Source organism: Mammaliicoccus sp. H-M34 (assembly GCF_022386495.1).
Taxonomy (GTDB): Bacteria; Bacillota; Bacilli; order Staphylococcales; family Staphylococcaceae; genus Mammaliicoccus; species Mammaliicoccus fleurettii.
Window position 1 is genome coordinate 25,571 of record NZ_JAJNIK010000004.1, and the last position, 21,807, is coordinate 47,377.

General features: G+C 31.1%; 21 protein-coding genes. 15 read left to right on the forward strand and 6 right to left on the reverse strand.

Annotated features, from left to right (window positions below):
• Positions 1-39: 39 nt before the first annotated feature.
• Positions 40-543, reverse strand: coding sequence for a GNAT family N-acetyltransferase (locus LQ608_RS06420; RefSeq protein ID WP_239750829.1), 504 nt, complete (start codon positions 541-543; stop codon positions 40-42).
• Positions 544-661: 118 nt separating this feature from the next.
• On the opposite strand from LQ608_RS06420, the gene LQ608_RS06425 reads away from it, so the two are divergent.
• The 7 genes from LQ608_RS06425 to LQ608_RS06455 all read left to right on the forward strand — a co-directional run bounded on the left by LQ608_RS06425 (position 662) and on the right by LQ608_RS06455 (position 7,903).
• Positions 662-1,585: an NAD-dependent epimerase/dehydratase family protein gene (locus tag LQ608_RS06425; protein ID WP_239734453.1), complete on the forward strand. Its 924-nt coding sequence runs from the start codon at positions 662-664 to the stop codon at positions 1,583-1,585.
• Positions 1,586-1,597: 12 nt separating this feature from the next.
• Positions 1,598-2,281, forward strand: a complete 684-nt coding sequence (locus LQ608_RS06430; RefSeq protein ID WP_239750831.1) for a response regulator transcription factor — start codon at positions 1,598-1,600, stop codon at positions 2,279-2,281.
• 1 nt (position 2,282) lies between these two features.
• The gene (locus tag LQ608_RS06435; RefSeq protein ID WP_239750832.1) at positions 2,283-3,344 is read left to right on the forward strand and encodes a sensor histidine kinase; all 1,062 of its coding nucleotides are present in this window, start codon (positions 2,283-2,285) and stop codon (positions 3,342-3,344) included.
• Positions 3,345-3,393: 49 nt separating this feature from the next.
• A complete protein-coding gene (locus LQ608_RS06440; protein ID WP_107509170.1) occupies positions 3,394-4,155 on the forward strand; it encodes an ABC transporter ATP-binding protein in 762 nt (253 codons plus the stop codon).
• Positions 4,145-6,079: an ABC transporter permease gene (locus tag LQ608_RS06445; RefSeq protein WP_239750833.1), complete on the forward strand. Its 1,935-nt coding sequence runs from the start codon at positions 4,145-4,147 to the stop codon at positions 6,077-6,079. The genes LQ608_RS06440 and LQ608_RS06445 overlap by 11 nt, the downstream gene beginning before the upstream one ends.
• Before the next feature lie 194 nt (positions 6,080-6,273).
• Positions 6,274-6,891 carry a DUF47 domain-containing protein gene (locus LQ608_RS06450; RefSeq protein ID WP_078357077.1) on the forward strand — a complete coding sequence of 206 codons (618 nt, stop codon included), beginning with the start codon at positions 6,274-6,276 and terminating at the stop codon, positions 6,889-6,891.
• Between the two features lie 13 nt (positions 6,892-6,904).
• Positions 6,905-7,903 carry an inorganic phosphate transporter gene (locus tag LQ608_RS06455; protein ID WP_239750836.1) on the forward strand — a complete coding sequence of 333 codons (999 nt, stop codon included), beginning with the start codon at positions 6,905-6,907 and terminating at the stop codon, positions 7,901-7,903.
• Between the two features lie 708 nt (positions 7,904-8,611).
• Here LQ608_RS06455 and LQ608_RS06460 read toward each other — a convergent pair.
• Positions 8,612-9,424 carry a LysM peptidoglycan-binding domain-containing protein gene (locus LQ608_RS06460; protein ID WP_078357075.1) on the reverse strand — a complete coding sequence of 271 codons (813 nt, stop codon included), beginning with the start codon at positions 9,422-9,424 and terminating at the stop codon, positions 8,612-8,614.
• Positions 9,425-9,742: 318 nt separating this feature from the next.
• On the opposite strand from LQ608_RS06460, the gene LQ608_RS06465 reads away from it, so the two are divergent.
• The 3 genes from LQ608_RS06465 (at position 9,743) to LQ608_RS06475 (ending at position 11,735) form a co-directional block, all read left to right on the forward strand.
• Entirely contained in the window at positions 9,743-10,390 is a 648-nt protein-coding gene (locus LQ608_RS06465) for a Bax inhibitor-1/YccA family protein (RefSeq protein WP_078357074.1), read from the forward strand.
• Between the two features lie 136 nt (positions 10,391-10,526).
• Complete coding sequence (locus LQ608_RS06470; protein WP_078357073.1) at positions 10,527-11,240, forward strand: YebC/PmpR family DNA-binding transcriptional regulator; 714 nt, start codon at positions 10,527-10,529, stop codon at positions 11,238-11,240.
• 12 nt (positions 11,241-11,252) lie between these two features.
• Positions 11,253-11,735 (forward strand): cupin domain-containing protein, encoded by a 483-nt coding sequence (locus tag LQ608_RS06475; RefSeq protein WP_239750838.1) that lies wholly within the window; start codon positions 11,253-11,255, stop codon positions 11,733-11,735.
• 64 nt (positions 11,736-11,799) lie between these two features.
• On the opposite strand, the gene LQ608_RS06480 is transcribed toward LQ608_RS06475, so the two are convergent.
• Positions 11,800-12,909: a 5-methyltetrahydropteroyltriglutamate--homocysteine S-methyltransferase gene (locus LQ608_RS06480; protein ID WP_239750840.1), complete on the reverse strand. Its 1,110-nt coding sequence runs from the start codon at positions 12,907-12,909 to the stop codon at positions 11,800-11,802.
• Positions 12,910-13,037: 128 nt separating this feature from the next.
• Here LQ608_RS06480 and LQ608_RS06485 point away from each other — a divergent pair, with 128 nt between their 5' ends.
• Positions 13,038-14,555: a phospholipase D-like domain-containing protein gene (locus LQ608_RS06485; RefSeq protein ID WP_239750842.1), complete on the forward strand. Its 1,518-nt coding sequence runs from the start codon at positions 13,038-13,040 to the stop codon at positions 14,553-14,555.
• Between the two features lie 474 nt (positions 14,556-15,029).
• Here LQ608_RS06485 and LQ608_RS06490 read toward each other — a convergent pair whose 3' ends face one another.
• Positions 15,030-15,581, reverse strand: coding sequence for a TetR/AcrR family transcriptional regulator (locus LQ608_RS06490; RefSeq protein WP_239750844.1), 552 nt, complete (start codon positions 15,579-15,581; stop codon positions 15,030-15,032).
• Positions 15,582-15,790: 209 nt separating this feature from the next.
• Here LQ608_RS06490 and LQ608_RS06495 point away from each other — a divergent pair, with 209 nt between their 5' ends.
• From LQ608_RS06495 to LQ608_RS06505, 3 genes are all read left to right on the forward strand, one after another.
• The gene (locus LQ608_RS06495) at positions 15,791-16,438 is read left to right on the forward strand and encodes an HlyD family secretion protein (protein WP_239750846.1); all 648 of its coding nucleotides are present in this window, start codon (positions 15,791-15,793) and stop codon (positions 16,436-16,438) included.
• Positions 16,439-16,450: 12 nt separating this feature from the next.
• Positions 16,451-18,334: a DHA2 family efflux MFS transporter permease subunit gene (locus tag LQ608_RS06500; RefSeq protein ID WP_239750848.1), complete on the forward strand. Its 1,884-nt coding sequence runs from the start codon at positions 16,451-16,453 to the stop codon at positions 18,332-18,334.
• Between the two features lie 203 nt (positions 18,335-18,537).
• Entirely contained in the window at positions 18,538-19,077 is a 540-nt protein-coding gene (locus tag LQ608_RS06505) for a ribonuclease FAU-1 family protein (RefSeq protein ID WP_078357066.1), read from the forward strand.
• Between the two features lie 81 nt (positions 19,078-19,158).
• Here the strand turns inward: LQ608_RS06505 and LQ608_RS06510 are convergent, their stop codons facing one another.
• On the reverse strand, positions 19,159-19,980 hold the full coding sequence (locus tag LQ608_RS06510; RefSeq protein WP_239750850.1) for an undecaprenyl-diphosphate phosphatase: 822 nt from the start codon (positions 19,978-19,980) through the stop codon (positions 19,159-19,161).
• 160 nt (positions 19,981-20,140) lie between these two features.
• Between LQ608_RS06510 and LQ608_RS06515 the strand changes: the two genes are divergently transcribed.
• Complete coding sequence (locus tag LQ608_RS06515) at positions 20,141-21,016, forward strand: LysR family transcriptional regulator (RefSeq protein WP_078357064.1); 876 nt, start codon at positions 20,141-20,143, stop codon at positions 21,014-21,016.
• A gap of 57 nt (positions 21,017-21,073) precedes the next feature.
• Here LQ608_RS06515 and LQ608_RS06520 read toward each other — a convergent pair whose 3' ends face one another.
• Positions 21,074-21,721: an MOSC domain-containing protein gene (locus tag LQ608_RS06520; RefSeq protein WP_239750852.1), complete on the reverse strand. Its 648-nt coding sequence runs from the start codon at positions 21,719-21,721 to the stop codon at positions 21,074-21,076.
• Positions 21,722-21,807: the final 86 nt, after the last annotated feature.

Sequence of the window (21,807 nt, forward strand, 5' to 3'; positions counted from 1 at the left end):
CAAACTAAGCGAGCTTTTGCTTGATTAGTTTGTCTTTTTTTATAATAATTTAGCCATTACAAATTCATCATAATATTTTTCATTAAAATATAACGTTTCTTCTTTTTTGCCTTCTACTTTGAAACCAAATTTTTCATACAAACGATAAGCAGGTTCATTCTCAGTAACAACGTTTAGTTCTAGTCGATGAAGTTGTCTTCTTACCGCCCATGCTTCTGTTTCTTGTAATAATTTATAGCCGATACCTTTGTTTCTAAAAGATGGAAGTAATCCCATAGCAATTTTAGCAGCGTGACTATTTCTTTTTGTTCTTCCACCTTGAAGTGTTACATAACCAATTAAAGCATCATTTAATTCGGCAACAATTATAGTAGAATTACTTGTTGTAATCATTTCTTCTAGAAATAAAGTTTGATTTTGTATTGAAATTTGATGTTCACCTGGATTAAATAATAGATATTCTGATTGATTAATCACGCTATCTAATAATTTATTAAAGTTTTCAACATCATTTATTCGAATTTCTCGTATGATTTCTTTCATAAAATATCTCCTATTTCTATTTATAAATTACAAACAATGTTATATTTATTGTAAATATGCAATAAGTTATAAATATTATAACACATATATAAAGTCCGAATGCAAAGGAGTGCTTAAAATGAAAGCGAATGTATTAATTTCCGGTGGTTCAGGATACATAGGTAAGCATTTAATAAGTACATTAAAAGATGTTGGTAATCTATATACGATTACAAAGTATGAAGCTGATATGATTGATATGGATATCACTTGGAGAAAATGTGATATTTATGTATTAAAGGATATGATTGATGCTTTGGAAGGTATAGACATTGCAATTTATTATTTAGATCCTAATAAAAAATCTGCAAAATTAACACAAAGTACAGCTCGGAATTTGAATTTACTTGCTAGTGATAATATGGCAAAAGCATGTAAAGAAAACAATGTGAAGAAAATCATCTATATTACCGGTTCTCCATTTGATCAAGAAACGATAGATACATTAAAATCAACAGGAATTGAAGTTCAAGCTACAGAGCAATCTATTAAACGACCAGCTGTTTCTATAGAATTACAAAAGTCTAAATTTGATGATGTAAGAAGTGTAGATAGAATGCCTATACCATATGAATGGGACATGGAACAAGTTGTGAAATATTACTTTGAATGGTTACAAGAAACAAGTGGTACCCTTGTCACTACAGAACTAATTGGTGATACGTATAATGTGTACTTTAAACATAGAAGTAATCCATTATTAAAATTACAACGAATTACCCCAAGTATTCATGAGGATCTCATTCAGTTTAAAGTTGTTGGAGGTGCACTGGCAGTCAATTTATATGAAGACAATGGTGTATTGGAATTTAGAAAGCTAAGACTGACGAATGAATTCATCGTACATTTATATAACTATATACCAAGAATACCATGGAGTATTTATTATTTATCTCAAGCACCAATTCATAATGTTACGATGAAAGGCTTTGAAGTGGATTGTAGAATAAAAGACTTTCAGTTACGAACAACGGCTGGAGAAATAAAAAAATATACAAAGTAAGAGGGATAGTATATGAAACTATTAATTATTGAGGATGATGAAACTTTATTTAAAGCTATGAAAAGCCAATTAGAAAAATGGGATTGGTCCGTACATGGTATAAATGATTTTGGCTTAGTGTTTGAGGAATATAAAGCATTACAGCCTGATATGGTTATCATCGATATTCAATTGCCACAATATGATGGATTCTATTGGTGTCGAGCTATTAGAAAACAATCTAACATTCCTATCGTGTTTCTTTCTTCAAGAGATCACCCAATGGATCAAGTGATGAGTATGGAACTGGGTGCAGATGATTTTATTCAAAAACCATTTCATACAGAAGTACTTGTTGCTAAATTACAGGCAATTTATAGAAGAGTTTATCAATATAATAAAGAGGAACCTAGAATTAAATTATGGAATAAAGCACGAGTAGATTATGGCAAACATGTTATAGAGAAAGATGGTAATGAAATATCTCTAACTAAAAATGAAATGTTTATATTAGAAATATTGCTTAATCATAAGAATGAAGTCGTTAGTAGAGATACAATTATTACAGCATTATGGGATGATGAACAATTTGTTAGTGATAATACTTTAACTGTTAATGTGAATCGTTTAAGGAAAAAACTAACGGACATTGGACTTAATGATTTGATTGAAACGAAAGTAGGCAAAGGTTATATAGCGCATGAGCTGGAGGGATAAAATGATAAAATGGTTTGTTAAAGAGAAATGGACTTGGATATTATTATTTATTCTTATGCAGCTTATTATAATTTTGACAAGTTGGTTAGATGTAGCATTTTCAACAAGAAGTGCATTATATTTAATAGGTATCAATTTTATTATTTTTATTGTATTTCTATGGTTAATTTATACAAGAGAAACGCGATTTTATATGGCGTTAAAGCATGACATTCCTATAAAAGAAATTGAGCATAAAGCATTAAATCAATCGGCATATGAGAAAATAATTTTCGACTATATTCAAAGTTATGATGAAAGTGTACGACATACTATACATGACCAAAATAAAGAAATTCAGCTTACTAAAAATGACTTACTCGATTGGATACATGAAGTCAAAACGCCTATTACAGCAATGAAGTTATTGTTAGATCAAATAGAGGAAACGGAATTAAAACAAGACTTATTATATGAGTGGAGTAGAATAGACTATTTGCTCGATCAACAGCTATATATTAGAAGATTATCTTCAAAGAGTAATGATTTTTATTTTGGACATTACTCATTAAAAGATATGATTATTAAAGAAATTCAACATGCGCGAAATATTAGTATTGCAAAAGGGATAGGCTATGATATTCAAATAGATGACGAAAAAGTTTATACAGATGAAAAATGGTGTCGTACCATTATTAGACAACTGATTAGCAATGCGTTGAAATATACTAAAAACAGTGACATAACTATTTCTACTTATGAACAAAACAATCAATTGCATTTAAAAATCCAAGATAATGGTAGAGGAATAAAAACACGAGATTTGCCAAGAGTATTTGAAAGAGGATTTACTTCAACTACAAATCAAAGAGAGTCGACTGCTACAGGAATGGGACTTTATTTGGTTAGAGAAATTGCTGAAGGTTTAAGTATAAATGTAAATATAAAATCTACATATGGAGAAGGTACGACTGTGTTACTTATTTTCCCACATCCTAACTGTTTTACTGCTCTTGAACAATCAAGTGACAATAATGTCACTTCAAACCTCAAAATGTACGATGATTCAAAGGAGATTAATTAAAAAAGCCTTTAATATTGAATCATAGACAAATTTCAAAGGAGTTTTGAGGATGAGTATTTTAAAAACTGAACAATTAGTAAAAGTGTATGGTTCTAAAAAAAATCAACAAGAAGTATTAAAACAAATAGATATGACTGTAGAGAAAGGTGAATTCATTAGTATAATGGGGCCATCAGGTTCTGGTAAAACAACCCTATTGAATGTTTTAAGTTCAATTGATTATGCTACGACAGGTCAAATTGAAATTAACGGTCATCTATTACAAAACATGAATAATAGACAAATGTCTAACTTTAGAAAAAAAGAATTAGGCTTTATATTTCAAGAGTATAATTTATTAAATACACTCACTGTACAAGAGAATATTATGTTGCCTTTAACGATTCAAAAAGTATCAAAAAAAGAGGCACAAATAAGATACGAAGAAATCAGTAAAGCGTTAGGTATATTAGATATCAAAGATAAATATCCAAGTGAAATTTCTGGTGGACAAAAACAAAGAACATCTGCAGCAAGAGCATTTATAGGACAACCATCGATTATATTTGCAGATGAGCCGACTGGTGCTTTAGATTCTAAATCTGCATCTGATTTATTGAATAAATTAAATCAAATGAATCAATCAACTCAATCTACAATCATTATGGTCACACATGATTCTGCAGCAGCTAGTTATTCAAATAGAGTTATTTTCTTGAAAGATGGAAAAGTATATTCTGAACTTTATAAAGGAGACGATGATAGAGAGACATTCTATAAAGAAATCATCAAAACACAAAGCGTGTTAGGTGGTGTTGTAAATGAGCTTTAATCAAATCGTTATTAAAAATTTAAGACGTAACATCCGTCATTATGGAATGTATCTCTTTTCAATAACGATGAGTGTCATGTTATTCTTCGGATTTGTTACGTTAAAGTATTCAGAAGATTTGAATGGTGTACAATCAGGCGTTAAGCCAGAAGCGGCTATAAAAGTTGGTATAACAATATTAACGGTAATTATCGTTATATTCCTACTTTATGCAAATAAATTATTTATTAAAAGAAGATCGAGAGAAATAGGATTATATCAATTAATTGGTATGACAAAACGTGAAGTTTTTAAAATATTCGCTTTAGAAAATTTTGTACTATATATGTTAACAGTCGTATTTGGTTCGTTTTTAGGTTTCTTCTCTTCAAAAATATTATTAATGATTTTATATAAAATCATCGGCATTCAGCAAGAAGCACATTTAAACTTTAGTGGTGAAGCCTTTATCCAAACCATTGTATTAATGGTTGTCATTTATTTAATAATTTCTCTTCAAAACATGATATTTATCAAAAGAAAAACAATTCTTAGCTTAATGAATGAATTTAATGCTACAGACACAAAAATTAAAAGAATTAAACTTTATGAATTAATTTTTGGGGCAATTGGTATTTTAATGATTATCGGAGGATATTATTTATCTAGTGTGATGTTTGATCAACTCGGAACAAAAGGTATGATGGGACTTTATGTGAACATGTTAGCGGTATTGTTCTTAACGATAGTAGGTGCTTACCTATTGTTTAGATGTTCAATATCACTCATATTCAATACAATACGCAAATATAAAAAAGGTATGCTCAGTGTTACAGATGTCGTTTCAACGTCATCAATCATGCATAAAATGAAAACAAATGCACTATCACTAACAATTATCGCAACGGTTTCAGCTATGGCGGTCGGACTATTAGCATTGAGCTATATCTCATATTACAATGTTGAAGAAACAGCTAGAACTACAGCACCAGATGATTATATTTTTGTAAATAAAGATGCAAATAATCAATTTAAAAAAGCTCTAAATGAAAATAATATACAATTTAAAGAGAAAAATTATAATGTAACACGATATGTAATTGATGATACTAAAGTGTTTGCAGGTGCTAATGATACGACAGGTAAATCATCTGACTTTCCAGCAACTGTTGCAAAATCTTCAGAATTTAAAGATATAGATTTAAAAAATAATGAAGTAGCTGTAGTAGGTTATAGTGATATTCTCGATAAAGTGATTAAAGTAAATGATGATGAACATATGTCATATAAATTGAATAATAAAACTAAGCAACTTAGAGTGAAGTCCATAAGTAAAGAATCTTATCTAGCCTCTATCGTCACATTTAATTCACCAATCTATGTAGTTTCAGATGATACATTTGATCAAATGAAACAAAATGAAGTGAAAAATGATGATTACAATGAGCAATATGGACTTAATTTGAGTAACGATAAAGATATCAAAAAAGCTGAACAAATATTTGATAAACAAACAAAAGAAAATGATACTGCACTTTCATATCAAAAAATATATAAAGATTCGAAAAGTGGAATTGGTGTGATGCTATTCATTTTAGGGTTCTTAGGTATAGCATTTCTACTTTCAACTGGTTGTATTATTTACATTAAGCAAATCGATGAAACAGAGGATGAAACTTCAAATTATATAATCTTAAGAAAATTAGGTTATACCTCTCAAGATATGTCTAAAGGTATCGCGTTGAAAATAGGGTTTAACTTTGCATTGCCATTAGTAATTGGCTTAAGTCATGGCTATTTTGCAGCTAAATCAGCATGGTTCTTTATGGGGCAATCATTCTATACACCAGTGCTTATAGTAATGTCTCTATATTCTTTAATTTATATTTTGTTTGCTATCTTAGGTTATGTACATTCTAAACGAGTTATACAACGTGTATTATAAAAAATTAGACTAATGCTTGCCATTAGTCTTTTTTTATGTTATAAAATACCAGTGTAAATAAACTGTTACAGAATGTTTACATATAAGATAAAAGATTAAAATTAAATTAATAAATAGTGGTCGAATTGATTTTGAAAGAGTACAATGAAAGAGTAATTACGTAAATTAAGATGTAAATTTTGGGAGGATTACTAATGTTTAATAAGAAAAAGGATAAGTTTGGTATTCAGTTAGAAGCTATAGCTGAGAATTTAAGCCGCGCATCAGTTGAATTTGGAGAAATGGATTTTGACTCAGAGTTCGACTTAAAAGCTTATTCAGATAAAATAAAAGCCTATGAGTCTAATGGTGATGATCTTATGCACCAAATGATCACTGATTTGAATCAGACATTCATTACACCGATAGAAAGAGAAGATATTTTAGAATTATGTGATGCATTAGATGATGTATTAGATGAAATGGAAGAAACTTCAGCGATGTTTGAAATGTACTCTATTAGTTATTCAGACGACTACATGGCAGAATTCGTTAAGAACATACAAGCCGCAATCAAAGAAATTGAAATAGCTGTAACTTTAGTAGCTGAGAAGAAATTCTCACATATTCGTGTTCATTCAATCAACATTAAAGAATATGAAACGAATTGTGATGTTATTTTAAGAGAATCTATCAAATACATTTTCAACAGTGAAACAGATCCAGTAACATTAATTAAAATTAAAGATATTTATGAATCATTAGAAGATGTAGCAGATAAATGTCAATTAGTAGCAAACAAATTAGAACAAATTATTATGAAAAATAGCTAAGGAGTTTTAAAAAATGGATAGTTTACTCATTATTACTGTAGCTATTGTTGTATGTGCATTACTTTTTGACTTTATTAATGGTTTTCATGACACAGCCAATGCAATCGCAACAGCAGTATCTACAAAAGCACTAAAGCCAAGACATGCAATCCTATTAGCAGCGGTTATGAACTTTATCGGTGCGTTAGTCGCTACTGGTGTTGCTCAAACCATTGCTAAAGATATTGTAGATCCATTTAAATTAGAAAATGGTTCAATTGTGATATTAGCAGCTTTAATTTCGGCAATAGCATGGAATCTTATTACTTGGTACTTCGGGATCCCAAGTTCATCTTCACACGCATTAATAGGTTCAATTGCAGGGGCAGCTATTGCATCTGCAGGATTTGGAGTATTACATTACCAAGGATTTTCTAAAATTATACTAGCTTTAATTGCATCACCACTATTAGCATTTATAGTTGGTTTTACAGTATATTCTATATTCAAAGTAGTGTTTAAAAATAATAATTTGACTAAAACAAATAGAAACTTTAGATTTATACAAATTGGTACTGCAGCTTTACAAGCATTTTCTCATGGTACAAATGATGCTCAAAAAGCAATGGGTATTATTACAATGGCGCTTATTTCAGCAAATATGCAATCAACAACAGACATTGAGCTATGGGTTAAAGTAAGTTGTGCTACCGCAATGGGACTTGGAACTGCAGTAGGTGGCTGGAAAATAATTAAAACTGTTGGTGGAAATATTATGAAAATACGTCCAGCTAACGGTGTAGCAGCAGATTTATCATCAGCATTTATTATATTTGGTGCTACTTTTATTCACTTACCAGTATCAACTACACATGTTGTATCTTCATCTATATTAGGTGTAGGTTCATCACAGCGCGTAAAAGGTGTGAAATGGACAACAGCACAAAGAATGATTATTACATGGATTATAACGTTACCAGTATCAATCGTACTTGCGTTTGTTATTTATCATATTTGTATGTTATTTGTATAAGAAATAAAACGAGGCTGGGACAATATATTTGTCTCAGCCTCATTTTGTTATTTTTAATTCAGGTCAGATCGGGCTAAAACGCACGAAGACTATTGAGATATCGTGCGATTCGGGTCAAATCCGGTAAAAACGCACGAAGACTGTAGAGATATCGTGCGATTCAGGTTAAATCGGGTTAAAACGCACGAAGACTATTGAGATATCGTGCGATTCGGGTTAAATCGGGCTAAAACGCACGAAGACTATTGAGATATCGTGCGATTCAAGTCAAATCCGGTAAAAACGCACGAAGACTCCAGAGATATCGTGCGATTCGGGTCAAATCGGGCTAAAACGCACGAAGACTATTAAGATATCGTGCGATTCGGGTTAAATCCGGCTAAAACGCACGAAGACTCCAGAGATATCGTGCGATTCAGTTCAAATCTGGTAAAAACGCACGAAGACTATTAAGATATCGTGCGATTCAGGTCAATTCCGGTAAAAACGCACGAAGACTCCAGAGATATCGTGCGATTCAGTTCAAATCTGGTAAAAACGCACGAAGACTCCAGAGATATCGTGCGATTCAAGTTAAATCAGGCTAAAACGCACGAAGACTCCAGAGATATCGTGCGATTCACCCATATGATACTGTACACTGTACATTTTATTAACCTACATACATACAAAAAAGCCAGTTCACATTGTGAACTGGCTTTTTAAATATTAATGAATATATGAATAGTTATAAACTTGAGAAGCTGGTATTGTTCTATAATCAGTAACACCAGGTGCTGTATTGTAGTTAGTTTCTGAAACTAGTAAACTACCATCTGAATTAATAGATTCAACGTATGACACGTGACCATATTGTCCAGTTGTAGATTGCATAATTGAACCAACTGCAGGTGTGCTATCTACACGGAACCCGTCAGCTTGTGCAGCGCCAGCCCAATATTTTGCATCTCCCCAGTAAGTGCTAATTGCACTACCAGCTTGTGATCTACGGTCAAATACGTAATATGTACATTGTCCCCAGTCATATAAGTTTTGGTCATTGAACGATTGGCTACCACCAGTTTGAGATGGTTGCGTATTGTTAGATGGGGCAGTTGCTGTATCGCTACCACTTCCACCAGCAATTTTTAAGTTTTGACCTGGATAGATAATATAACCTTTTAAATTATTTGATTTCATAAGTTGGTCAACTGAAACACCGTGTTGTTGAGCGATTACATCTAATGAATCACCATTTTTAACTGTGTATGTAGAACCTGAAGTTGCTGTACTTTCTTGAGAGCCACTTCCTCCAGCTGAACTACTTCCGTTTACAGTAATGACTTGTCCTGGGAAAATCATGTTTCCTGAAATATTGTTACTAGATTTCAGTTGATCAACAGACACACCATATTCGTCTGCAATAATCCATAAAGATTCACCATTTTTTACAGTGTGTTGAGTTGATGCTTCTGCATCGTTGTGAGCTGCTATAGCTGCAACACCTGAAACTGCTGTTACTGCGAATGCAAATTTTTTCAAAGGCTTATCCTCCTCGTTATCTAAAAAATATAAAAACAGAATACTAATATATATAAATCCTTCGATAGAATTAATGGTAACAAAAATAACATTACATGTACTGTCTGTAATCACTTTGTAATAAAAACACAATAATTAGAACATGCTTTTATAATAAAAATTTAACTCACTAAAACGTGTTGTGAGCGTATCCAAATGCAATGTGGTAAATTATGTATGTGAACTAAATGTTACAATTGTGTAGAGACCTCGCAATTGATATATAGAGTTATAACATGTAAAATGTTGGTATTACTTATAAAAAAGGAATGATTATGGATGAGTTATGAACATAATTATGGATCATATCAAGCTGATGATACACATGGTTCAGCAATTAGAAAAACTTGGCTATATTTCTTATACTATTGGGTGATTTTTGGTATTGGAACTTATTTAGGTCAATTTGTACCACCGGCATTACATCTTCCAATAACGATAGGATTATTTGTACTTATAATGCTCACACTATTTGTAAAATCATCTAGAAAATTTAGCGGTCTTATATCAAATGTATTTGCTTTCTTAATAGGTATTATTTCATATACTTCCTTTATGTATTATTTAGGCACATTAGGAACTCAAGCATTTTATGGAAATATTGCATTAGCTATTGGTGCATTCGCAGCATTCGGAATTTTAGGTTATTTTATGATTGATGATGCATCAGGTTTAGGTAAATATTTATTCGTTACATTAATTGCACTTATTTTTGCGAGTCTTTTAGGTTTATTTTTGAATAACCCAATTTTTCATACAGTATTATCAGTAATTGGTATAGGTTTATTCTTACTATATACTGTTTACGACTTTAACCGTATGAAGTTAGGCAATTTTTCTCCAAGGGAAATGGGATTCAATTTATTTATCAATCTTCTTAATATCATTATGCACATATTAAGACTCGCAAGTATTATTAAAGATTAAAATAGTTACTAAAGCGGCTGAAACAAATTAAATGTCTCAGTCGCTTATTATTTTTTGACCTGTAAACTTTGCCAGATTAGATCAATATTGTATAATAAGTATGTTAAATAACTCACTTTGAAAGAGAGATGGAATTATGGGACGTAAATGGAATAATATTAAAGATAAAAAAGCCCAAAAAGATAAAAATACAAGTAGAATTTATGCTAAATTTGGCCGTGAAATTTATGTAGCTGCTAAATCAGGTGAACCAGATCCTGAATCAAACCAAAATCTTAAATTTGTATTAGAAAAAGCTAAAACTTATTCTGTTCCAAAACATATTATTGATAAAGCCATTGAAAAAGCTAAAGGTGGATCAGAAGAAAATTATGATGAGCTAAGATATGAAGGTTTTGGGCCAAGTGGTTCAATGCTAATTGTTGATGCATTAACTAATAATGTAAACCGTACAGCTAGTGATGTTCGTGCAGCATTCGGTAAAAATGGCGGCAATATGGGTGTATCTGGATCAGTTGCATACATGTTTAATCATACTGCTGTATTTGCATTTAAAGGAAAATCTGTTGATGAAATTTTTGAACTTTTATTAGAAGAAGATTTAGATGTAAGAGATGTTGTTGAAGAAGAAGAGTTAACAATTGTCTATGCAGAACCTGATCAATTTTCACAAGTTCAAAATGTTCTTAAAGAAAATGGCGTAGAAGATTTTGAAGTTGCTGAACTATCAATGCTAGCTCAATCGGAAGTAACTTTATCAGAAGAAGATCAAGATACTTTTGAAAAGTTAGTAGATGCTATTGAAGATTTAGAAGATGTTCAACAAGTATTTCATAATGTAGATTTATAATAAGGAGTGCTTATGAATAAAGATAAATGGATTAATATGCTTGATTTAACGCCTCATCCTGAAGGTGGATATTATAAAGAAGTCATAAAATCAGAACAAACACTAAGTGATCATAACGCTTTATATACAAGTATTTACTTCTTATTAGAAAAGAACAATATATCTCATTTTCACAGAATACAATCAGATGAAGTGTGGTATTATCATGCAGGTCAAACGTTGACAGTGCATATGATACATCCAGATGGAAAGTATGAACAAGTTAACGTCGGTCCTCATGTTGATAAAGGTGATGTATTGCAAGCGTTAGTACCTAAAGGTGTTATATTCGCTTCAACAGTTGAAGGAGACAATGACTATGCACTAGTAGGGTGTATGTGTTCACCAGGCTTTCAGTTTGAGAAATTCGAACTTTTCACACAAGATGAATTGTTAGAACAGTATCCACAACATGAAGAAGCGATTAAAAAATATGCATTTGAATCTATTAAGTAATCTATTATTAATAAAATGAAAAACGTCCAATTCGAATAATACGAATTGGACGTTTTTATGATTATTATAGTTCTCCATATACTTCTTTTGCAGTTTCAATAACGTAAGATAATTTTTTCCATTGATCTTCTTCAGAAAGGATATTACCTTCTTCTGTTGAAGCGAATCCACATTGTGGACTCAAACATAATTGTTCTTTTGAAACATATTTAGTAGCTTCATCTAATCTGTCTAAAATATTTTGCTTATTTTCTAATTCGCCTGTCTTAGAAGTGAAAAGACCTAAAACGATATAAGCATCATCTCTATTGAAATGTCTTAATGGTTCAAAGTCACCAGAGCGGTTATCATCATATTCTAGGAAGAAACCTTGTAATTTCTCAGTGAATAAATCTTTAGCAATTGGCTCGTAACCACCTGTTATTGCCCACGATGATTGATAGTTACCACGACAAATATGAGTTGTGATAAGTAAATCTTCCGGTAAGTCTGCTAATGCATCATTGACTACTTTTGCTGCTAGTTTAATAGCTTCTTCTTTTTCTTCTGCAGTACGTTCTCTATTCTTAATTAGTTGTGTTGTTGCAGCTAACCCAGCCCAATATACATCGTCAATTTGTAAATAACGGCAGCCTAGGTCATAGAACTTAAGTATAGATTGGCGATAAGCTTCTGATACATCTTTAGCATATTCATAAATATCTGGATAAATTTCTTGATTTAAAATGTTTGGATGGAATAACTGATTAGGACTTGGGATAGAAACTTTGCTAGCAGCTCTACCATTTACTTTTTTGTGTAAATAATCAAAATGTTCAAAGTGTGGGTGTTCTGGATTAAATTTCACTTTACCTACAACTTTTACATCATGCTTTTTAGTTTCTACACCATTAAAAGTTAGCCCGATTTCTGGTACGTAATCTTCAATACCTGTTAAATTCTCTAAGAAATCAAAATGCCAGTAAGAACGACGGAACTCTCCGTCAGTTATACTTTTTAATCCGACTTCTAATTGTTTTTCGATGATTTTATCAATTTCTTGGTCTTCAACTTTTTTTAATTCAGTTCCCGGAATTTCACCTTCTGAATATTGTTGACGTGCTTTTTTTAATGGTTCTGTTCTTAATAAACTGCCTACATGATCAGCACGGAAAGGTCTTAATTGTTCTGTCAATTTACTTCACTCCTATGTATATACTCTAAAAATTCTGAAAAATTTGATATTAATTAAAATTAACAAAGTAATACATCGGTGTCAATTGAATTTTGGTATAATCAAAGTAAAAGGGGTGAATTAAACACTTGGCTAATAAAATAAAGAAAAATCAAAAGAAAAAAAGTAATTCAGTAAAAAGAAAAAAGAAAAATAATAAAAAGAAAAATAAATTTCAAAAAAAGCATTTATTATGGCTTGTATGCTTATTAGTGGTGCTTGTTATTGTCGTTAGTATTTTTCATGTGTTTAAAACTTTACCTCACGGAGTTTCCAAAATAAGTTCTGAAACTAAAACGAATCATGTTGAATTATTAACAGATGTCACTTATAAATCTGGTAATAAAATGCATTATGAACATGAAATATTTGATAAAGTTAATGAAACAATAAATGAAGCTAATGACTTTATTATTATGGACATGTTTTTATTTAATAATTATAAAACAGGTGATAAAACATATCCAAATATAACGAGTCGATTAACTCAATCACTCATTGCTAAAAAGAAAGAGAATCCAAATATTAGAATTATTGTCATTACGGATCCGATTAATTCATTCTATGGTTCTTATACACCGAGAAATATTAAGGCTTTAAAAGCAAACAACATAGATGTCCATTACACTGATCTAAGTAAATTGAGGGATTCTAATCCAATCTATTCAGGAACTTATAGAACGTTCTTTCAATGGTTTGGAAATAGTGAAAATGGTAAATTAAATAATCCTTTAAGCAGTGAAGGGCCTGATGTTACAGTAAGAGGCTATTTAAAAATACTAAATATGAAAGCAAACCATAGAAAGACACTTGTAACTGAAAAGCACGGTATGGTCTTATCAAGTAATCCACATGACCCGAGTGGATATCATCAAAATGTTGGTGTAAGAGTAACAGGACCCATTCAAAATGCAATCATTAAATCCGAAATAGCCGTAGCAAATATGAGCGGTGCACAATATTCAGCGAGTGACTTTAAGATTAACAATAATAGTTGGCGTGATGATGCAACATACTCAGTGCAACTAGCTACTGAAGGAAAAATTAAAGAACAAATTCTTAAAAATATAAAAAAATCACAATCTAAAGATCGAATTTCAATAGGCATGTTTTATTTATCAGATAGAGATGTAATCAACGAACTTATTAAAGCATCAAAAAGAAATGTGCAAATAAAACTTATTTTAGATATTAATAAAGAAGCTTTTGGCAAAGAAAAACCAGGCGTACCAAATAAACCTGTAGCAAGTGAATTAGTAAATCGTTCAAAAGGGAATATTAAAGTAAAATGGGCATTAAGTAATGGCGAGCAATTTCATTCAAAATATTTATTGTTTGAACAACATGAAAATAAGAATGCTGCGATGATTTTAGGATCATCTAATCTAACTCGTAGAAATATAGAAGATTATAACTTAGAAACAGACATCATAATTAAAGGTAAACAAGATGACGAAGCATTTACGAAACTATCTCAAAACTTTAATAAAGCATGGGATAATAAAAAATACACAATCACAGCACAATATGATGAATTTAAAGATGAATCATTGTGGAAAAGAGTATTGTATAGAATTCAAGAAAAAACTGGATTATCTAGTTTTTAATAGTTGGAAAGATAGAAGACGTCCATATTCACACAAGTCGAAAGAAGTGTGAGCAAGGACAGCCATATTCACACAAGTGGAAAGAAGTGTGAGCAAGGGTAGCCATATTCACACAAGTGGAAAGAAGAGTAAGTAAGGGTAGCCATATTCATACAAATGGGAAGAAGTGTAAGCAAGGATAGCCATATTCACACAAGTCGAGAGAAGTGTAAGTAAGGATAGCCATATTTACACAAGTGGGAAGAAGTGTAAGCAAGGGTAGCCATATTTACACAAGTGGGAAGAAGTGTAAGCAAGAGTAGCCATATTCACACAAGTTGAGAGAAGTGTAAGCAAGGGTAGCTATATTCACACAAGTTGAGAGAAGTGTAAGCAAGGGTAGCTATATTCACACAATCCGGTAGAAGTGTAAATGATTTTATAACAAATAAGAGCAGAAATTCAATTTTAACAATGAATTTCTGCTCTTTTTTATTATCTATTGATTTTAATAATATTACGATACATAATATCGGCCATCTTTTCTGGTGTTTCTTCACAACCATTTTTCAACCAGCTATATATAGAAGCTATTTGTCCGCCGACTGTGTAATCAAGAAAGTAGTTTACCTCTTCTAGTGTACCAAGACTATGAATCAACTTAGCAAATCTAGTTTTTAAGAGTGAAATAAAACTAATAATTAGTTCTCGCTCAGGATGTGCAACAAATACACTTGTAAAAAATCTTTGATGTTTAGCAATATAATAAAATACATTTGTAAAATATTGTTTTACATATTTTCTTCTGTCATCAGGATTGTCTATAATAGAGCGTTCTATATTATCCATTAAAGTTTCATAATTCATCATATGGAATCTTTTTATTTCTTCATAAGTTTCATATTTATCTTTAAAATGTGCATAAAAAGTAGAACGGTTAATACCACATTCTGCACACAACATTTTTATTGTTATTTCTTCAAAATGATAATGTTCTAATAAGTAAACCATATTACTCGTGATTAATTGCCTTGCATGTTTTTTCATATTTCACCTCGAATAATTACATAACTTATATTTTAACAAAAAGAGACGAAAATATACATTAATATTCCTTTTAAATATGTATATATTATGAATATTTATCTAACTTTTCTGTCATTTTAACCCGACAAATTTTAAAAATTTGTTGGTTTAATTTATTTACATAGCGACGTATAATAAACAAATCATTGAAATATGGAGGAAATAGAGTAATGAAAAAAATAGTGCTTGTAAATGTTATCACTATAGTAATTTTAGTAGCAATCGGACTAGTAGGATTCCATTATTATAGTGAAGCAACAGATTATGTAAAGACAGAAAATGCAAAAGTAGACGGTGAGCAAATTAAGATTGCTAGCCCAGTTTCAGGTAACTTGGACAGCTTCGATGCTGAAGAAGGTAAAGAGTACGGTAAAGGCGATAAACTAGGTGAAGTTTCTGGTAAAGGTGAAGATGGACAATCTCAAACTATGGACCTTAAAGCACCTTCAAAAAGTACTATCGTTAAAACTTCTGCAACAGAAGATAGTTTAGTTCAAGCAGGATCACCAATTGCATATGCATATAATTTTGATGATTTATATGTTACAGCAAATATTGATGATACAGACGTTGAAGATGTAGAAAAAGGACAGGCTGTTGACGTTTATATTGATGGCCAAGAAGCTAGTGTTAAAGGTAAAGTGTCTCAAGTTGGATTAGCAACAGCATCAAGTTTCTCAATGATGCCTTCATCAAATAGTAATGGAAACTATACAAAGGTGACACAAGTTGTTCCAGTGAAAATCACATTTGATTCTAAGCCATCAACAAATGTTGTTCCAGGAATGAATGTTGAAGTTCGAATCCATAAGAATTAAGGAGGGTGTATTATGACATCAACCTTTACGGTGGCTTATATAATTATTGCAATCCTTTTATGGGTTGGAATTAATGCATTTGTAGTAAAACGAAAAAAAAGCAAATCAGTTGCTAAAGATGTTTCAGATAATTCAAAAGTGAATGATGAAACTCAATTGAAATCAAAAGATGAAGACAACATCGATAAAAACAAACACACTCATATTGAAAAGATGGAAGAAGATAATGAACCGGCTAAAACAGAGACGGAGAAAACGACTTCTAACGATATCAAAACTGATGAACAAAATGATTCTAATGAAGAACATGAAGATTTATCAGACCGTGGTATGGAATTAAAAGATGATGAACCAATTAATGAACAAATTAAGAAAAATCATGTTAACTTCGTATACGGTAAAGGCATTTCAAGAAATAAAATTTTAGTTGCGATGATGTTTGGTATGTTTATCGCAATACTAAACCAAACATTATTAAACGTAGCTTTACCTGTAATTAATAATGAATTTAGTATTTCTGCATCTACTGGTCAATGGTTAATGACAGGGTTCATGCTTGTAAATGGTATTTTAATTCCTATAAGTGCATTCTTAATTAGTAAGTATTCATATAGAAAATTATTCCTTATCGCAATGGTTCTATTTACGATTGGGTCAATAGTATGTGCCATTTCATTTAACTTCCCAATGATGATGACAGGTCGTGTTGTTCAAGCAATTGGTGCTGGTATATTAATGCCATTAGGTTCAAATGTATTTATGACAATCTTCCCACCAGAAAAACGTGGTGCTGCAATGGGTACTTTAGGTATCGCGTTTATTTTAGCACCAGCAATTGGTCCAACGTTATCAGGTTGGATCGTTCAGAACTATCATTGGAACATAATGTTCTATGGTATGTTTGCTATCGGATTAGTATCTATAATCATTAGTTTCTTCTGGTTCAAGATTTATCAACAAACATCTAATCCTAAACCTGATGTGCCAGGTATTGTATTCAGTACACTCGGCTTTGGTTTACTATTATACGGATTTAGTGAAGCGGGTAACGATGGTTGGACTTCATTAACAGTTTCTTTATCATTAGTTATCGGTCTAATCTTTACAATATTATTTGTTGTTCGTGAAGTTAGAATGAAAAATCCAATGCTTGATATGTCTGCACTGAAATATTCAGGGTTTACATTGACAACATTAATCAATGTGATTGTAACGATGAGTTTATTTGGTGGTATGATTTTATTACCTATATACTTACAAAATTTACGTGGCTTTTCTCCTTTAGATTCAGGTCTATTATTATTACCAGGATCACTTATTATGGGATTCATGGGTCCAATTGCTGGTAAAATGTTAGACTCATTTGGTATTAAACCATTAGCTTTAATTGGTTTAACAATAATGACAATCGCAACTTGGGAACTGACACAATTAAATATGGATACACCATATACAACAATATTAGTTATATATATCGTACGTTCATTCGGTATGAGTTTTATAATGATGCCGATTATGACTGCAGGTATGAATTCATTGCCTCAAAGACTTATTCCGCATGGTAATGCAATAAGTAATACTGTTAGACAACTAGCAGGGTCAATTGGTACAGCAATACTTGTAACAGTTATGACTCAAAATACGACTTCTCATTTAGCTAACATGTCAGATAACTTAGACTCAACAAATCCTATGATTCAAGAACAAATTAAAGCACTTTCTGATTCAGTTGGTGGAGATGATGCTGGTAAATCTGTACTTATCGAATATTTAAATAAATTAGCAACTGTACAAGGTATCAACGATGCTTTCTGGATTGCTACATTATTTAGTGTTATTGCATTAATCTTAAGTTTATTCTTAAAAGGTAAATCTCATTATTTATCTAAGGAATAGCAATAAATTCTAGAATTAAAAATATAAATTCGCTTTGTATTTTTAAATTATATATTAAAAATTAATTGTTAAAATACTACAAGTAAACGTCATGTTTCTTGTAGTATTTTTTTATAAATAAAAATTTAATTTAGAAAACCTATCTTGAATGCTTTGAATCGGGGCGAGTTTTTTATATAATGTAAAAAAGGAGTTGGTAACTTGTGAAAGTTAAGTATATTGACAAACGTCATTGGCGACGTCTCCTTAATCGCGAATATAAAGAAGTTGTACTGGATACGAATCACTTTAAAGGACTTGTTGGCTTAGTTACAATGGTACAGGTGAAGGAACCTTTAAAGGTTAATGTTGTAGGGAAAGAAATTACAGCTGCGGATAATGGTTATAAGTGGATGCAGATCTTGCCAGAGAAAAAGCCGTATAGTATAACTGTAATGTATGACAAACAAAACAGACCAGTACAATACTATTTTGATGTGAATTTGAGGAATATCACTCAACTCGGTAATGCTAGAACGCTAGATTTATGTTTGGATGTGTTAGTAATACCGAAGACAGGTGAATATGAACTTGTTGATGAAGATGATTTAGAAAGAATGCTAAAAGAGAAAAAAATATCTAAAGCTCAATTTCATAAAGCATATGTAACGGCACATGAGATTATGTTTAAATTAGAAACTGACTTCAAGGGAATTGAAAAGAGAATCAGATATTGTTTTCATGAAATTATGAACGCAAAGTAATGAAACAACTATTTAGATGGATATATCTATAAATAAAAACGAGGATGCCTTTTATTAATGGCAATCCCCGTTTTTTAATTTTTATAAGAATATTAATGCTAATATTATTGCAACTGGTCCGACAACGAAACAATATTTACTAAAGATGCCGAGTTGACCACGTTCCATAATACCTTGTAACCATTTCAATGAGAAATAACTCGCTACAAGTGAAGCTACAAATGCAAATGCATATGAAATCATTAGTGATGTATCTGGAGGTGTTTCAATAATATCTTTAACGCCAAGTAAAGCCGTCCCAAGACTTACAGGTATATAAAGTAAGAATGAGAATTTAAACGCTGTTTTTTGATTCATCCCAACACCTAAAGCACCAACGATAGTGGCACCACTACGACTAATTCCAGGTATTAAAGCAACAGCTTGGAATAAACCTACAATTATGGCATCTTTAAGCGTTAAATCACCTTCTAATTTTTGGCCGCGCTTATTTTTAATAAACCATAAGGCAATACCTGTTACGATAAGCATAAATCCTACCATGATTACACTTTTAGTATCACCAATTATATCTTTAAAGATAATGCCTAATACACCAGCTGGTATAGTGGCAATTACTAAATACATAGCAAGTTGAAAATTCTTTTTAACAGTTTCAGTACGATCGCCTTTAATATATTTAAATGTGTCGACAATTAATTCGATAATGTCTTTGCGGAATAATATAAGTACAGCAATCAATGAAGCGGTATTAACTACAATTTCAAATGTTAATCCTTCAGTATGTAATCCTAAAAATTCTTGTGCCATTACTAAGTGTCCGCTTGAAGAAATGGGTATGGGTTCTGTTATTCCTTGAAGTAAACCAAGGAATATATATTTTATAATTTCTAAAAAGTTCATGATTTTATCCTTCCTATTTTATGTACATTCTCAACTATAACGAATTATAATTAGAGTTTCAATTTTAGAATTTAAAAAATTAATATTTCGGTCTAAAGTTGTAGTCGTGGTGCTTGAATTAAATCATGGTATAATAAAATGAAAGTAAGGAGTGTGTCATTTGAAAGTAGATGATTATAAGTTATTAGTAACATTAGAAGATGTAAAGACTTTGCGAAAAGCTGCAGACATTCTCTACATATCGCAGCCAGCAGTCAGTCAGAGATTGAAATCTATAGAAACCTTTTTTGGTATAGACATTTTTATAAGAACAAAAAAGCAGCTTATTACAACTAATGAAGGATCCTTAGTCATAGAGCATGCAAGAAAAATGTTGAAAGAAGAACGTTTACTATTAGATAAAATTAGTTCGAAATTAGGAGAAGTAAACGGAAGCATTTCAATAGGAGTTTCTTCGTTGATTGGGCAAACAATTCTTCCACAAGTTATGGGGGAATATACGCATTTATATCCAAATGTAGATATACAATTACAAATTGGTTCTAGTGAACATATAAAACAATATCAAAATGACTTTCACATCATGGTAGTTAGAGGAAACGAAGTGATGAATGTTCAAAATGACCTTTTACTAAATGAACAACATTATTTTATTTATCCTAAAAGTAAAAAACAAGACTTACATCTATTACCAATGATTGAGTTTCAAGCAGAACCAATTTACTTAAAACAAATTGAAGAATGGTATTCCGATTATTTACAACAAGAATACCACGCACTAATTAAAGTAGACCAAATAGCTACATGTAAAGAACTCTTATTAAATGGAGTAGGCGTAACAGTATTGCCAGAATTGGTAATAGGTGACATAGATACAGATAAATTTGAAATCAAGAAGTTAAATGTTATGCGTAAACCACTTACACGATCAACATATATTTGTTATGAACATAATGTCTTACAGTTACCACAAGTTAAATCATTCATTGAAGTACTGAAAAATTATATTAATCAACTTGAAATAGGTAAGAAATAAAAGAAAGGCTGAGACAATTAATTTGTCCCAGCCTTTCTTTTATTTGAGCCTTCGTGTTTATGAAAGGCGCTTATGTAATTTATTGAAAATATCACGTGTTTCTTCATTGATACCTTTGTGATTTAATATATATTCTATGCGCTCACGATTGCTACTATCTTTATAACGTGTTTCATTAAGCTCATAAATGGAAAGTTGTGGTTTACATGTATTTAATAATTTCATGTTATCATTCTGGGATACATAGCCTTCTTTGATTACTCGAAAATAGCATCCTGTTTTTAAATTGTCTGCCATACGTTTGACTAAATCTTTTATTCCATATCTTAAAGCGATTGTAGCACATGGTTGTCTTGGACAAGAAACTTGAATGATGGCTTCACCAAGTTGATAAGTATCTCCAATATTTAAATCTTTTTCGGTTAAGCCAGACACTGTAATGTTTTCGCCAAAAATCGCATATTTGGGTAGTCGATCTATAATGTCATTCCAATAGGCATAATTATCTTTACTGTAAAAACAAATAGCTTTTTCTGGACCACCATGACCTTTATATTGTTGTTGATCTTCAACAAATCCTGTTTTTGAAAGATACATTTTATTTTCGAAGGGTTCTTTAAAAATAGCAGTTTTTTTAGTTTTTTGATTGTTAAAAGTCACATCTTCGACTTTTCCAATTGAAATATAGTTCACTTTGTATTCCACTACAATATCCCCTTTAATTATATTTAGTAATGATTTTACATGTTTGTGATAAATATATCAATTAAGCGTTGACGTAATAGGTGTTT